Raw genomic sequence first — 13601 nt, 5'->3', positions numbered from 1 at the left:
TCGGCTCGGATATCGGATGCCCGCAATGTATACATTCCATGCAATATTTCCCATTCGAGGGGGCTTCTGTTGGCGCATTGGCTACATAGCCGTCGTGCAATGGGATTGGGTGCGTGGAAAATGGCCGGATAGACTCGAATCCGGCGTGAGGAGGCTCGATGAAGATCTACGTCCTGGTGAAGGAAGTCCCAGACACCTACGGTGACCGAAAGCTCGACCTGGAGACAGGGCTCGCAGATCGTGGGGCCGGTGACGTCGTGCTCGACGAGATCACCGAACGCGCGCTCGAAGTCGCACTGTCCTACGCCGACAAGAACGCAGGTACCGAGGTGGTCGCGCTGTCGATGTCGCCCGAGTCGGCCACTGCATCGGTGCGTCGCGCACTCGCGATCGGCGCAGCCTCGGCGGTGCACATCGTGGATGAGGAGCTGCGTGGCGCCGACCTCACACTGACGGCCGAGGCCCTCGCCGCAGCGATTCGCCGCGGCGAACCCGACCTGGTGATCACGGGCAACCTGTCGACCGACGGGTCGGGCGGCGTGATCCCCGCCATGCTCGCCGAGCACCTCGGCTTCGCGCAGGCGACCGCGCTCAGCGCCGTCGAGATCTCCGACGGCCAGGTCACGGGCACCCGCACCGGAGACGACGGCACGCAGCAGGTCACCGCCCCGCTGCCCGCGGTCATCTCGATCACCGAGGCGCTGCCCGACGCCCGCTTCCCGAACTTCAAGGGCATCATGGCGGCGAAGAAGAAGCCCCTCGAGGTGCTCTCGCTCGCCGACCTCGAGGTGTCGGCCGATCCGGCCCTCGCCCCCCGCTCGATCATGACGACCGTCTCGGAGAAGCCCCCGCGGGCGGCCGGTGTCAAGATCACCGACGAGGGCGATGCCGCCGCTCAGCTCGTCGAGTTCCTCGCGCAGAACAGGCTGGTGTGACATGGCGTACCCCGCGAACCCGATCCTCGTCCTCGTCGACGTCGACCCCGCAGGCGCCGCAGCCAGCAGCACCGCGGCGCTCATCGGCGCGGCCTCGACCATCGGCGCGCCGGTCGCGCTGATCGTCGGTGGCAGTCCGGCGGCCTCGGACGCTGCGGCCGCCGCCGGTGCGCAGGTCGTGCTCACCGCCGCCGGTGATGCGTCGGCGCTCACGGTGCCCGTCGTGGACGCGCTGCAGGCCGCTTACGCGCAGGTGCAGCCAGATGCCGTGCTGATCTCGAACTCGATCGCCGGTCGCGATGTCGCCGGTCGATTCGCCGTGCGCGAGAAGCTCGCGCTGTCGGTGGATGCCATCGGCGTGGCCCGCGATGACGAGGGCGTGACCGCTCAGCACTCCGTCTACGGGGGTTCGTTCCTCACCGACTCGGCGCCCACGTTCGGCGTCCCGGTCGTCACGGTCCGTCAGGGCGCCGTGGATGCCCGTGCCGAGGCTGCGACGCCCAACGTCGAGGAACTCTCGGTCACAGCATCCGATGCCGTCGCCGCGACCGCCGGCGAGATCGCCGCCGAGGAGAAGACCTCCTCGCGTCCCGAGCTGCGCGGCGCGACCCGCGTCGTCTCCGGCGGGCGCGGTCTGGGCTCGAAGGAGAAGTTCGTGCTCGTCGAGCAGCTGGCTGACGCGCTCGGTGCGGCCGTCGGCGCCTCGCGTGCCGCGGTGGATGCCGGATACATCCCCTACGCGCACCAGGTCGGCCAGACCGGCGTCTCGGTGTCGCCGCAGCTGTACATCGCGCTCGGCATCTCCGGTGCGATTCAGCACCGCGCGGGAATGCAGACCGCCAAGACGATCATCGCGATCAACAAGGACGGCGAGGCGCCGATCTTCGACGTCGCCGACTTCGGGATCGTCGGTGACGTCTTCACGGTCGTGCCGCAGCTGATCGAGGCACTCGAAGCGCGGAAGAAGTAACCATGGCGGTTCCGGAGCCTGTCGCTCGTACTGAGCGAGCGTCAGCGAGTCGAAGTGAAGGGCGGATGCTGCGCCGTGGCCTGCCGCGGGTGAAGGGCGGCGAGGCCTGGCCTCCCGCCACGACGGTGGAGGGCGCAGCACCCATGCAGGACCGGTTCCTGAGCGAGCGCAGCGAGACGAAGGGCGCCGAGAGCACGGGATCTTCGCGTGAAGAGCCCGTGCAGTCGGCAGCAGGCGGTGCACCCGCCGCGCCTGTCGCCGCGGATAGTGCTGCGCCCGTGGCTGCTGCCCCCGCGCCGGTGGCTGCAGCGTCTGCGCCCCTGGCTGCTGCTCCCGCGAGCTCGGGCGGAGCCCTGCGTCGCGGCCTTCCCCGCGTCGCAGGTGGCGATCCCTGGCCTCCGGCGGGTGCCGCCGCTGCAGCCGGTGCGGCGACCGCTGCATCGAATGCGCGGGATCTCGCCGAGAGCACCGGAACGCCGGGTGAACAGCCCGTGCAGTCGACAGCATCCGGTGCTGTCGCCCCGCAGGCGGGTGCCGCCCAGCCGAGCGCCGTGCAGTCGGATGCTGTCGCGCAGACCACCGAGGGTGCTGCGCTCCGTCGTGGTCTGCCGCGCGTCGCCGGTGGCGACCCGTGGCCGCCCGCGGGTGCGGCGCGCATCCGCGACACTTCCTCGCAACCGCTGCACCCATCGGTGGCGCAGACGCAGGAAACTGCAGCGGATGCTGTCGTGACGCCTGCTGCTTCGGCTGGTGTCGTGGCTCCTTCGGCCGGCTCCGGAGTCGAGGAGACCGATGTCTCCACGCCGTTGCCGTTCACCCGGACGGTCTGGCAGGGTCGGGCGCCGCGGCATGCGGCTGAGCCGCTGCCTGAGCCGTCGAAGCTGCGTCCGGCGTGGCCGCAGGCCATCGGCGGTCTCATCGGTCTGGCGTCGTTGGGCCTGCTCGCCGTGGCAGCCGTGTTCTTCGTGCGGACCTTCCTCAGCCTCCCGTTCATGCAGGACTTCCTCGCGGCCTACCCGGGCGAGTATCACCCCGCGATCGAGGTCGAGCCCGGTTTCGCACCGTGGGCCAACTGGGCGCACTTCTTCAACATGTTCCTGATGGTGCTGATCATCCGCTCCGGCCTGCGCGTGCGCAGCGAGAAGCGCCCGACGGCGTTCTGGACACCTCGCGGCAACGGCAAGGGCAAGATCAGCCTCACGCTCTGGTTCCACCAGGCGCTCGACATCCTGTGGCTCGTGAACGGCGTCGTCTTCGTCGTGCTGCTCATCGTGACCGGGCACTGGGCGAGGATCGTGCCCACCAGCTGGGAGGTGTTCCCCAACGCGCTGTCGGCTGGGCTCCAGTACGTCTCGTTCGACTGGCCGACCGACAACGGCTGGGTCAACTACAACAGCCTGCAGCAGCTGGCGTACTTCGCGACCGTGTTCATCGCCGCGCCGCTGGCCGCGATCACCGGGTTCCGCATGTCGGGCCTGTGGCCGAAGAAGGCCGAGAAGCTCTCGAAGGCGTACCCGGTCGAGTGGGCGCGTGCGCTGCACTTCCCGGTCATGCTGTACTTCGTCGCGTTCATCATCGTGCACGTCGCGCTCGTGTTCCTCACCGGAGCGCTGCGCAACCTCAACCACATGTTCGCCGCGCAGGGCTCGGTCGACGGCACAGCCTACGCGAGCGTCTGGACCGGCTTCTGGGTGTTCGTCGCAGCCATGGTCGTCATCGCGGCCGGCTGGTTCGCCGCACGTCCGCTGGTGCTCGCCCCGATCGCGAAGCTGTTCGGGCAGGTGTCCGGGCGCTGAGGCGAGCCTCGAAGACGCAGAACGGCGCCCCCGGACCGGGGGCGCCGTTCTGGCGTCTGCGAACGGCACCGGACTCTTGACTTTTGGCCAAGCAAGCGCTTGACTGGCGACGTGTTCGCGCCACTCGCCTTCTTCTCTCTCGTCAGCCTGGATGACCGTGCTCTGCACGGCGAGTACAACCGCTGGCATCAGCTCGATCATCGGCCAGAGAACCTCGCGTTGCCCGGGGTAGCGTGGGGGGACCGGTGGGAGCTGCGTCCTGAGACGACCGCGCTGCGCGCGGGCACGCTCGCCGGAGAGGTCGACTTCGTCGCGATGTACTGGTTCCGCGAGCCGGTCGAGCAGTCGGTGGCGGAATGGGATGCCCTCGGCGAGGCGTCGTTCCAATGGGGTCGCGGGCCGCTCATTCCCGGCATCCGACGTCCTATGCTCGCGTTCTTCAAGCCGGTCAAGAGTTACGCCGCACCCCGAGCGCTCGTCGCGCCCGAGGTGCTGCCGTACCGACCGAACCGCGGCGTACACATCACGCTGACACGGTTCGAGGACCCGCACGCCGCGGACGTGCACGAGGCGCACCGCCGCGAAGATCAGCAGGTGATCCCCGCGCTCCTCGACGTCGCCGGCGTCGCGGGCGTCTGGACGTTCTCGTACAGTCATCCGCAGCGGCACTCGTCGCTGCCGTTCGAATCGTCTGCAGCGGATGCCCCCGGAAGTCACCGCATCCGCCTGATCTATCTCGAGGACGATCCGGTTGCGGTGACTCCGCAGCTGCACGCGGTCGAGGAGCGATTCCCGACCGGGCCCGGAGAGGTCGTGCTCTCGGCTCCTGTGTCGACCATCATCCCCTGGCAGGACTGGTGAGCGCCGCGCTGGAGCGCCGCCTGCGCGCGCTCGAGGATCGCATCGAGATCGCCGACCTGATCGCTCGCTACGGACCTGCTGTCGACTCCGGCGACGGCGAGGCGGTCGCTGAGCTCTGGGCGGAAGATGGGACGTACCAGTTCGACGAGACCGTGCTGGATGCAGACGGCATCCGAGGTCTCACCGGGCTCGCGTCGCACGTCGAGTACATGCGTCGTGGCTGCGCACACGTGCTCTCGGCGCCGAGGATCGAGATCAGCGACGACGAGGCTGTGGCGATCACCCACTCGCTCGTCATGCTGCACGACGGCGAGCGGTGGATCGGCGAGCGCGTGAGTGCGAACCGGTGGGAGCTCGTGCGCGCGACCGAGGGGTGGCGCGTGCGGCGCCGCATCAACCGTCTGCTGGACGGCGCTGCGGCCGCGCGTGAGCTGCTCAGTTCGTGAAGCGGCGGGGTGTCCCGACTTTCGCAGCCTCTGTGCGATACCGCCTCCCGGGCTCACTCCAACGTGGGCACGGCTGAGGTCGCACTGGGGTCCGCCACGCGATGTTTCAGCTTCCAGCGTGTTCCGACGCGCACGAAGGTGTCGCTATACGTGCCCATGATCGGGATCACAGCTGGCGATTGATTCCCGTCCACGTAGAGAAAGTACGAAGTCGCCTCAGCGGAATCGGGGCCGGTCAGGCGAACGGCGAGTGTCGTGTTCAGATGGAAGGTTCGCGTTCCGGGACCTTGGAAGCCGACCGCGCGCAGTCGACGCCGGTCTCTCTCTATCGCGTCGCGTCCCACCAGGCGATGGGCCTCGCGCTCAGGAACCTCGTCAGCTTGCGGCGGCGCTGAATATTCCCAGATCGCGTCCTCGGTGAACAGGTCGAGGTAATCCTCGATATTCTTCGATCCATCAGCATATTGTGCGAGCAGTGCCACGAGATTTCGGATCTCAAGATCGTCCGCGATTGCGCGGAATGCTTCTTCCATAGACAGATTTCCATTCAACAGGCCAGTTGTGACACTTTCGGGCGTCAGGAGTCACGTGCTTCCAGCAGAGGTTCGAGAAAGGTCGCGAGATCACGGAGGGAGTTGCAGAACATGAGAGGATGCACGATCACCGTGTCGGCGCCCGCCTCCCACAGGGCGAGCGCCTCATCCAGCGGATGAGAAATGCCCTGGGCGCGCGGCGAAGAGCTATCCAAAGGCAATGTGACCGCAGCCGTGACCTTCAAGCGCTCACGCTCGGTGTTCGCGGCGTTCAGCTTCGCGACCGAATCTGAGAACTCCTGCATGGGCATGGGTGGTGCTGCCCACCCTTGTGCGAGGTCTCCGATCCGTCTGATACCTCGTTCGGTGAGTTTCAGACCCAGCAGAATTGGAAGATCGATGCCTTGCGGCGGCAGGGGATAGCTGTGCAGCTCATCGAAATCGACTCGCGGGCCGTGGTGGGAGGCGGGGCCGCCAGCCCACAGGGCGCGACATACTTCGATCTGCTCCTCAAGCACGCCGAATCGTCCATCGAATACGCGCTCGGTTGCTTCGAACTCCTCTCTCTGCCAGCCCGCGCCGAGCGCAACCTCAACGCGACCGTAGGAAATCGCGTCGAGAGTCGCGATCTGCTTAGCGAGCAGCACCGCCGGACGGAGGGGTGCGACGAGCACATTCATGCTGAGTCGCGCGTGCACCGTGACGGCGGCGATTGCGGCCAAAGACGTGAGCGGCTCGAACCACTGGGCGTCCAATGAGTGCGGAAATCCCTCGCGATCAGACCGTGCGGTCTCGTGTATGGCGACGTGATCAGGCAGCACGAGGACGTCCACGCCAAGGGCATCGGCAAGCTTGGCGTTGTCGAGGATGGCTGCGAAAGTTCCGTCACCGAATCGCTCTGTGGACATGAGGTTCAGCGCGAGGCGCCGTTTCGTTCGATTGCTCATCGCAGTGGACTCGTTTCTTGGTGACTCAAGCGCTTGCTTGTTCGAAGCCAAAGGCCGATGCCCGTTTAGCCCTCGAAGCGACTGAGCGGTGTCTCTCCAGCCTCCGCCAGCCGCCCGAGCGTGCGGTGACGCGGCCCCAGGGCGCTGCCGAACCGGACATCCCAGGACGCGTGTGAGTCGTCGCCCAGCGCCAGGCGCGCGCGGTGCGCCCAGTTCGGGTCGTCGAGCATCTCCCGCCCGAGCAGCACCAGATCGGCGTCGCCGTGCTCGAGGAGCAGGTTCGCCTGCACCGGGTCGACCACGAAGCCGACGGTGGCGGTGAGCACGTCGACCTCGCGGCGGATGTGTCGCGAGAAGTCGGCGTGGAACGCGAATCCGCGGCGCACCCGGGTGTCGGAGGAACGGTCGGTGATGATGCCGCCCGAGGACGTGTCGATGATGTCGACGCCGGCAGCCGCGAGGCGGCGCGCGACCTCGACGAGGTCGTCGAGTTCCAGGCCACCCTCGGCGCCGTCGACGGACGAGATCCGGTAAGACAGCGGGATGCCGTCGCCGATCGCCTCGCGCACCGCCGCGACCACCTCAAGCGGGTACCGAAGTCGGTTCTCGGCACTGCCGCCATAGGCATCGGTGCGGCGGTTCGACACCGGGGAGAGGAAGGAGTGCAACAGGTAGCCATGGGCGCCATGCAGCTCGACGAAACGGAAGCCCGCCCGCATCGCCCTTGCGGCGCCGTCGTGCCAGTCCTGCACCGAGCGGGCGATCTCGGCGACCGTCATCTCGGCGGGCACCTGGTGACCCGGTCCGGCGGGGATTTCCGAGGGTCCGACGAGCGGCCAGGCGCCGAAACCGGCGGTCGCATCCGCGTCGTCCAGCGGAGCGCCCGCCCGCCACGGCTCGCGCACGGCGGCGCGCCGCCCGGCGTGGCCGAGTTGGATGCCTGGCACCGAGCCCGCCCTGCTCACCAGGTCGGCGACACGACGCCATCCGGGGATGTGCGCGTCGTCCCAGATGCCGGCATCGAACGGCGAGATCCGCCCGACCGGGTGGACCGCTGTGGCCTCGGCGATGACGAGTCCGGCGCCGCCGAGGGCGAACCGGCCGAGATGGGCGACGTGGAAGTCGTCGGGAAACCCGTCGGTCGAGGAGTACATGCACATCGGCGAGACACCGACGCGGTTGGGCAGGGTCGCGTCGCGGACCGTGAGCGGGCTGAAGAGGGTCATGCGTGCTCCTTGTTCTCGGGCAGACGGAGGAAGGCGGCGATCACTACGGTGATGATGCCGCACGCTGCGGCTGTCCCGAAGGACAGCACCAGCGCGAAGTGCGAGAGGTAGGCATCATCGACCGGTGACGGGAGGGTGGCGATGACGAAGGCGAACAAGGCGGCGGCGACGGCACCCGACAGGGTGCGCACAACGGAGTTCACGCCGTTGGCGGCGGCGATCTGGTCGGATGGCACGGAGGCCGTGATGAGTGAGGGCATTGCGGCGAAAGCGAAGGCCACGCCCACGCCGACCAGTCCGGAGCCGATCATCACCGCGATCGGGTCGGAATGCACCAGCATCCGGAAGACGAAGGCGCCTGCCATGATGCCCGCGCCGAGCATCAGCGCGACGCGGCCCCCGAAGCGCGAGATGACGCGCGCCGCGATCGGCGAGAGCAGCACCATCACGACGGCAGACGGCAGCAGATAGGCGCCGGCGGTGGCGGTGGCCGCAGCCAGGCCGTATCCGGTGGCCGAGGGGGAGAGGGCCTCCTGCGTGGTGAGCAGGTGGTTGGCGTACATGCCGAAGGTGGCGACGAACGAGGCGAGATTGATTGGCAGCACGGGGGACGTCATCGCGATTCGCACGTCGATCATCGGATGCGGGTGACGCCGCTCCCACAGCAGCCAGAGCGGCAGCACCGCCGCGGCGGTGGCGATCAGACCCAGGGTGATCGGGCTCGTCCACTGCCACGCCTGCCCGCGCGAGATCGCGAGCAGAAGAGCGGTCAGTCCGATGGCCAGCAGCACGGCGCCGAGATGGTCGAACCGCCCCGACGAAGCGGCCGGGGTCTCGCGGATCCGCAGCAGCACCAGCACGAGGAAGATAGCCCCGATGGCGCCGGACACCCAGAAGATGGTCGACAGTCCACCCCAGGCGACGAGTGGGCCTGCAACGGCGAGTCCGAGGGCGGAGCCGATCCCCAGGGTGCCGCTCATCAGCGCGATGCCCAGAGTGGCGCGGTCACGCGAGACGGTTGCGCTCATCAGGGCGATCCCGATGGGAACCACGGCGGTGCCGAATCCCTGCAGCGCACGCCCGATCATCACCGCCGCGAATCCGGGGACGACGGCCGCGAAGAAGGAGCCGCCGACGAGCAGCCCCAGTGCGGTCAGCAGCATCCGCCGCCTTCCGTGCATGTCGGCGAGTCGCGTGATCACCGGCGTGCCGACGACCCCGATGAGCAGAGTGATCGTCATCAGCCACGAGGCGTCGGCCGCACTCGTGCCCAGCAGTTCGGGGATGCGCGGCAGGACCGGCACCACGAGGGTGAACTGCAGCGAGCTGAGCATGCCGCAGCCTGCGAGCAGCGCGATCACAACACGCTCATGCCGCTCCCGACCCTCCGTCACGTCCCCTCGCCGACGATCAGCTGCGCGTGATGACGCGCTGGCGGAGCTGCCAGCCATCTGCGCCTCTGACGAACGCGTCGCTGTACATGCCCAGTGCGACGATCGCAGGGACGGCGTCGGTGCCGGTGTAGTAGCGGAAGTAAGAGCGCGAGCGGGCGATGTCGCCCTCCACGTCCACGACGATGCTCGAGACGTCGTGCCGGGTGTGGGATCCGGGACCCTGGATGCCGTCGGCGCGTCGCGAATGGACGCCGGCGAGGATCTCGTCGCGTCCCTCGACCCTTCCGCCGGACATCGGCAGGCCGCCGGAATCGGCGAGCTCCCACATGGCATCCTCGGTGAAGCACGCGATGTACTCCTCCGGAGTGCCGAAGTCGGCGTGCTGGGCGATGCGCGCGATGAGCATCGCGATCTCGACGCGGTCGGCGGCTGCTCGCAGGCCCGCGTCGGCGCTCACTGGGTCACCGTCCAGCCGCCGTCGACCGGCAGATAGACGCCGTTGATGTAGCAGGCGAGCGGGGAGAGCAGGAAAAGGGTCGCCCAGGCGATGTCGTCGGGTGTCGCCATGCGCTTGAGGGGGATGCGCTGAAGCACCCGCTGCCCGGTCTCACTGGCCGCGAAGCCGGCAAGGCGCGGCGTGTCTGTCATGCCGGGAGCGACGCCGTTGGAGCGGAACTCGCCTGCGCGGTACGACGCCAGGTGTCGGACGTATCCCATCACCGCAGCCTTGGAGGCCGAATACCATGCGTTGTCGGTACCGAGCAGATTCCCTGCGATGGAGGTCGTCGCGACCATCGCCGCGCCCTCGCCAGGACCGGCCGCGGCCCAGGCGTCGGTCACGCGGCGGACGCTGCCCACGCTGATCTCCACGGCACGGTCGAACGGGATGGCGGATGCCGAGGCCGGGCCTGCGTTGTTGTGCAGGTAGCGGATGCTGCCGAGTGCGGCGACCGCGTCGGCCATGCCGGTCTGCACCGCGTCGTCGTCGGAGACGTCGGCCACCCAGGTGTGCACGCGCGGGGCATGGGAGCCCACCAGTTCCGCCGTCGTCTCGAGTCCGGTCGGGTCCAGGTCCCAGAGGCTCAGCGACAGGCCGAGCTCTGCGGCGCGCAACGCCGTCGCCCGTCCGATGCCGCTGCCGGCGCCCGTGATGAGCACCGCCTCACCCGCGGGGAATCCGAAGTCTCTGCTCACCGCTGCTCCTTTGCACAAGCGTTTGCTTGTTTGGACTCTAGTCCGGTCCGGTCGGCGAGGGCAACCCGGCGACCGGACCTCGCTTTCGTCAGCGACTGGTCATGACGAAGCCCGGGTAATCGGCCTCCGCCACCTTGTCGCAATGATCGATGTATGTGCGGAAGCCCCCGATGTACGGCAGGAAGCCACGTGCCTTGCCGGCGATGTTCGCCCCGGTGTACCAGGAGCGCGCCGAGCCGAACAGAGTCTTCTCGGCGAGTTCGAGCCCGTGCGCGGTCCATTCGCGAGCCGCATCCGCCATCGCCTCGGCGGAACTGTACCCCTTGCGCCGGCAGTGGTCGATGAGGCGCAGCGCGTAATCGCCCTGCTGCTCGGAGGTGAGCGCCATGTTCGACAGCACACTGGGCGAGCCGGGACCGTTGAGCACCAGCAGGTTGGGGTATCCGGGCAATGCGACTCCGAGATACGTCGACGGGAATCCTCTCCACTCCTCGCGCAGCGAGCGGTCGCCTCGCCCGCGGATGTCGATCGCGGTGAGTGCGCCGGTCATCGCATCGAATCCGGTCGCGTAGATGATGACATCGTGTTCGCGCAGGCGCGCGGAAGTGCGGATGCCATCCGCAGTGATCTGCTCGATCGGCTCGCGACGCAGGTCGATCAGCGAGACGTGATCGAGATTGTAGGCCTCGTAGTAGCCGCTGTCGGTGCAGATCCGCTTGGTGCCCACGGCGTGGTCGCGCGGCGTCAGTGCGGCGCGCACTTCCGGGTCGGACACCTTCTCGGCGAGTTTGCGCTCGAAGAACGCGCGCGCCGCATCATTGATCATGGGATCGACAGTCAGCCCGTTGAACGCCTTGGCGAACAGCACACCGCCGCGGGTCCAGCTCTCTTCGAAGATCGCCGCGCGCTCCGCGTCGTCCGCCTCGGCGTACGGGACCGGCTGAGTCGTCCAGGGGGAGCCGGCGGCGCCGTTCCATGACAGCTCGCGCCGATGCCGGAGGTTCTGCTGCTGGAGGGCCCACTCGGCGTCGTCGATCGGGCGGTTGAATGCCGGGACGCTGTAGTTCGCACTGCGCTGGTAGACGGTGACCTCGGATGCCGCATCGGTGATCGTCGGGATGAGCTGTACGCCCGAAGACCCGGTCCCGATCACGGCGACCCGCTTGCCGCGCAGGTCGACCGGGGCATCCGGCCAGGCGGAGGTCTGCAGCACCTCGCCGGCGAAGTCATCGCGTCCGGGGATATCCGGCAGCTGCGGCTGCGACAGTCCGCCGGTCGCCATGACGAGCCAGCGCGCGGAGGTCTCGAGACCCGACTCGGTCTGCACGTTCCACATCTGCCCCGACTCATCCCACACGGCCGAGGAGACGCGCTCGCTGAAGCGGTAGTGCGGTCGCACTTCGAAGCGGTCGGCGACGTGGTTCAGATACCGCAGGATCTCGGGCTGGGTCGCGTAGCGCTCGGTCCACCGCCACTCGCGCTGCAGGTCGTCGTCGAATGAGAACGAGTAGTCGATGCTCTCCACGTCGCAGCGCGCACCGGGGTAGCGATTCCAGTACCAGGTGCCTCCGACGTCGGATGCCGCCTCAAGGCCGAGCACGTCGAGCCCCGAACGCACGGCGTGGACGGTCGTGTACATGCCGGCGAAGCCGGCGCCGACGATGATGAGGTCGTGGGCGGGAGCGGTCATCGTGACTCCTTCGTCAGGGTGTGGGAGAGGTGGCGCAGGTCGGCCCACAGCACCTCGGAGGCGCTGGAGGCCGGCCCGTAGTCCGGAATGGTGAGGAACCCGTGGAACTGGCCAGGGTAGTGGCGCTCCACGACCGGCACGCCCGCGGCGCGGAGACGGCTCGCGTACTGAATGCCCTCGTCGCAGAGCGGGTCGAGGCCCGCGGTGACGACGACGGCGGGAGGGAGTCCGGTCAGATCGGCGATGGCGAGCGGAGTGACGTCGGCGTCGGCTGCGGCGTCGGCGGGTTCGCGACCCGCGCCGACATACACCTGCCAGTAGTAAGAGAGCAGTGCGTCGGTCACGAAGTATCCGGTGGCGCGGGTGCGGTGGCTCTCGGTGGACATCGTCGGGTCCAGAAACGGGTACAGCAGCGCCTGGCCGACGACCGGGGTCTCGCCCAGGTCGCGCAGCACGATCGCCGCCCCCGCGGCGAGATTGCCGCCGGAGCTGTCGCCGGCGAGGATGACGCCGTTGTCGGCGAGTGCGGCCTGCTGCGCCCAGCGCACTGCAGTGACGAGGTCGTCGCGAGCCGCGGGAGGGGGAGCCTGTGTCGAGACCCGGTATTCCACCGACACGACGGTGCCGCCGGTGCTCTGCGCCCAGCGGCGGCAGAATCCATCGTGCCCGATGATCGATCCGTGCAGGAAGCCGCCGCCGTGCGCGTACACGGTGACGGGTGCGTCCGGAGCCGTCACGTGCGGACGGTACACCCGAACCTCAAGACGATGGGTGCCGGCATCCACCGTCACATCCTCGGCGTTGACCGCCTTATCGGCGGCGGCGGGGCGGATGCGGGCATCGGCCGCCCGGCGGGCGTCCTCCGGGGCCATCCGCGTCAGGTCGGGGAACGTCTCGTTCAGCAGCGCCAGCATGCGGGCGGTCTCGGACACCGGATCTCCTTCGATCAAAGAATATGACTAACAGTCATAGTATGATCAGGAATATGCCATGCTCTTCCATGGAGGTCAAGTGAGCGCCGATGAGGTCACATCCGAGCTGCCCGAGCTGCCGGCCACGAGCTGGGCGGTGCTCGGCATCCTCTCGTTCGACAGTGAGCTCTCGGGGTACGACGTCAAGCGGTGGGCGGACCAGAGCCTGGCGTTCTTCTACTGGGCCCCCTCGCAGAGCCAGATCTACACCGAGTTGCGTCGGCTCGAGAGGTTGGGGCTGGCGACGTCCCGAGTCGAGCAGACACACGCGGCCAAGAGCCGTCGCCTCTACTCGATCACTTCACTCGGGCGCCGGGTCATCCGCCGCTGGGCTGATGAGGTGCCGCCAGAGCCCGTCGTGCTCAAGCACTCGCACATCCTGCGCCTGTGGGCCGCCCACAATGGGGACCTCGACCGGCTGCGTGCGAGCCTTCGCGCCTACCGCGATCAGGCGCTGCGCACCGCAGATGCGGCAGAAGCGCATGCCCGCGGTGCCCAGCGCGAGTCCGCCTGGCGCTTCTCCGGCATAGCGCTGGAGTGGTCGGAGAGGTTCTCGCGAGATGAGGCCGCGCGCATCGACTGGCTGCTGGAGCGCCTGGACGCGTGAGCGCTGTCGGGGTCCGCGACGTCCGGGGGCA

14 protein-coding genes are annotated in these 13601 nt (G+C 68.3%); 6 read left to right on the top strand and 8 right to left on the bottom strand.

The window, feature by feature from the left end; translation table 11 throughout:
• The first annotated feature begins 158 nt into the window (after positions 1-158).
• From WDU99_RS05750 to WDU99_RS05730, 5 genes are all read left to right on the top strand, one after another.
• The gene (locus tag WDU99_RS05750; RefSeq protein ID WP_337331487.1) at positions 159-935 is read left to right on the top strand and encodes an electron transfer flavoprotein subunit beta/FixA family protein; all 777 of its coding nucleotides are present in this window, start codon (positions 159-161) and stop codon (positions 933-935) included.
• A gap of 1 nt (position 936) precedes the next feature.
• Positions 937-1905 (top strand): electron transfer flavoprotein subunit alpha/FixB family protein, encoded by a 969-nt coding sequence (locus WDU99_RS05745; RefSeq protein WP_337331486.1) that lies wholly within the window; start codon positions 937-939, stop codon positions 1903-1905.
• 65 nt (positions 1906-1970) lie between these two features.
• Entirely contained in the window at positions 1971-3701 is a 1731-nt protein-coding gene (locus WDU99_RS05740) for a cytochrome b/b6 domain-containing protein (RefSeq protein WP_337331485.1), read from the top strand.
• 111 nt (positions 3702-3812) lie between these two features.
• Positions 3813-4562 carry a hypothetical protein gene (locus WDU99_RS05735; RefSeq protein WP_337331484.1) on the top strand — a complete coding sequence of 250 codons (750 nt, stop codon included), beginning with the start codon at positions 3813-3815 and terminating at the stop codon, positions 4560-4562.
• Entirely contained in the window at positions 4559-5008 is a 450-nt protein-coding gene (locus WDU99_RS05730) for a nuclear transport factor 2 family protein (RefSeq protein ID WP_337331483.1), read from the top strand. Before WDU99_RS05735 ends, WDU99_RS05730 begins: the two co-directional genes overlap by 4 nt.
• 53 nt (positions 5009-5061) lie before the next feature.
• On the opposite strand, the gene WDU99_RS05725 is transcribed toward WDU99_RS05730, so the two are convergent.
• The 8 genes from WDU99_RS05725 to WDU99_RS05690 form a co-directional block, all read right to left on the bottom strand.
• Entirely contained in the window at positions 5062-5541 is a 480-nt protein-coding gene (locus WDU99_RS05725; RefSeq protein WP_337331482.1) for a nuclear transport factor 2 family protein, read from the bottom strand.
• Between the two features lie 44 nt (positions 5542-5585).
• Complete coding sequence (locus tag WDU99_RS05720) at positions 5586-6488, bottom strand: TIGR03619 family F420-dependent LLM class oxidoreductase (RefSeq protein ID WP_337331481.1); 903 nt, start codon at positions 6486-6488, stop codon at positions 5586-5588.
• 65 nt (positions 6489-6553) lie between these two features.
• Positions 6554-7714, bottom strand: coding sequence for an NADH:flavin oxidoreductase/NADH oxidase (locus tag WDU99_RS05715; RefSeq protein WP_337331480.1), 1161 nt, complete (start codon positions 7712-7714; stop codon positions 6554-6556).
• The gene (locus WDU99_RS05710; RefSeq protein WP_337331479.1) at positions 7711-9048 is read right to left on the bottom strand and encodes an MFS transporter; all 1338 of its coding nucleotides are present in this window, start codon (positions 9046-9048) and stop codon (positions 7711-7713) included. Before WDU99_RS05710 ends, WDU99_RS05715 begins: the two co-directional genes overlap by 4 nt.
• 76 nt (positions 9049-9124) lie before the next feature.
• Positions 9125-9565 (bottom strand): nuclear transport factor 2 family protein, encoded by a 441-nt coding sequence (locus tag WDU99_RS05705; protein WP_337331478.1) that lies wholly within the window; start codon positions 9563-9565, stop codon positions 9125-9127.
• Positions 9562-10302: an SDR family NAD(P)-dependent oxidoreductase gene (locus WDU99_RS05700; RefSeq protein WP_337331477.1), complete on the bottom strand. Its 741-nt coding sequence runs from the start codon at positions 10300-10302 to the stop codon at positions 9562-9564. Before WDU99_RS05700 ends, WDU99_RS05705 begins: the two co-directional genes overlap by 4 nt.
• Positions 10303-10390: 88 nt before the next feature.
• The gene (locus WDU99_RS05695; RefSeq protein WP_337331476.1) at positions 10391-11992 is read right to left on the bottom strand and encodes a flavin-containing monooxygenase; all 1602 of its coding nucleotides are present in this window, start codon (positions 11990-11992) and stop codon (positions 10391-10393) included.
• Positions 11989-12924 (bottom strand): alpha/beta hydrolase, encoded by a 936-nt coding sequence (locus WDU99_RS05690; protein ID WP_337331475.1) that lies wholly within the window; start codon positions 12922-12924, stop codon positions 11989-11991. Before WDU99_RS05690 ends, WDU99_RS05695 begins: the two co-directional genes overlap by 4 nt.
• Positions 12925-12982: 58 nt before the next feature.
• Between WDU99_RS05690 and WDU99_RS05685 the strand changes: the two genes are divergently transcribed.
• The gene (locus tag WDU99_RS05685) at positions 12983-13570 is read left to right on the top strand and encodes a PadR family transcriptional regulator (RefSeq protein ID WP_337331474.1); all 588 of its coding nucleotides are present in this window, start codon (positions 12983-12985) and stop codon (positions 13568-13570) included.
• Positions 13571-13601 lie beyond the last annotated feature (31 nt).

It is taken from the genome of Microbacterium bandirmense, from assembly GCF_037204185.1.
Classification (GTDB): Bacteria; Actinomycetota; Actinomycetes; order Actinomycetales; family Microbacteriaceae; genus Microbacterium; species Microbacterium bandirmense.
The sequence above is the reverse complement of the archived record's forward strand: the minus strand, read 5'-3'. Positions and strand labels throughout refer to the sequence as shown.

What these genes read in the sequence shown, in the direction of transcription:
- WDU99_RS05750 (WP_337331487.1), top strand. Translation starts at nt 159, where the DNA reads ATGAAGATCTACGTCCTGGTGAAGGAAGTCCCAGACACCTACGGTGAC.
- WDU99_RS05695 (WP_337331476.1), bottom strand. Translation starts at nt 11,992, where the DNA reads ATGACCGCTCCCGCCCACGACCTCATCATCGTCGGCGCCGGCTTCGCC.
- WDU99_RS05720 (WP_337331481.1), bottom strand. Translation starts at nt 6,488, where the DNA reads ATGAGCAATCGAACGAAACGGCGCCTCGCGCTGAACCTCATGTCCACA.
- WDU99_RS05745 (WP_337331486.1), top strand. Translation starts at nt 937, where the DNA reads ATGGCGTACCCCGCGAACCCGATCCTCGTCCTCGTCGACGTCGACCCC.
- WDU99_RS05715 (WP_337331480.1), bottom strand. Translation starts at nt 7,714, where the DNA reads ATGACCCTCTTCAGCCCGCTCACGGTCCGCGACGCGACCCTGCCCAAC.
- WDU99_RS05725 (WP_337331482.1), bottom strand. Translation starts at nt 5,541, where the DNA reads ATGGAAGAAGCATTCCGCGCAATCGCGGACGATCTTGAGATCCGAAAT.
- WDU99_RS05685 (WP_337331474.1), top strand. Translation starts at nt 12,983, where the DNA reads ATGCTCTTCCATGGAGGTCAAGTGAGCGCCGATGAGGTCACATCCGAG.
- WDU99_RS05710 (WP_337331479.1), bottom strand. Translation starts at nt 9,048, where the DNA reads ATGCTCAGCTCGCTGCAGTTCACCCTCGTGGTGCCGGTCCTGCCGCGC.
- WDU99_RS05740 (WP_337331485.1), top strand. Translation starts at nt 1,971, where the DNA reads ATGCTGCGCCGTGGCCTGCCGCGGGTGAAGGGCGGCGAGGCCTGGCCT.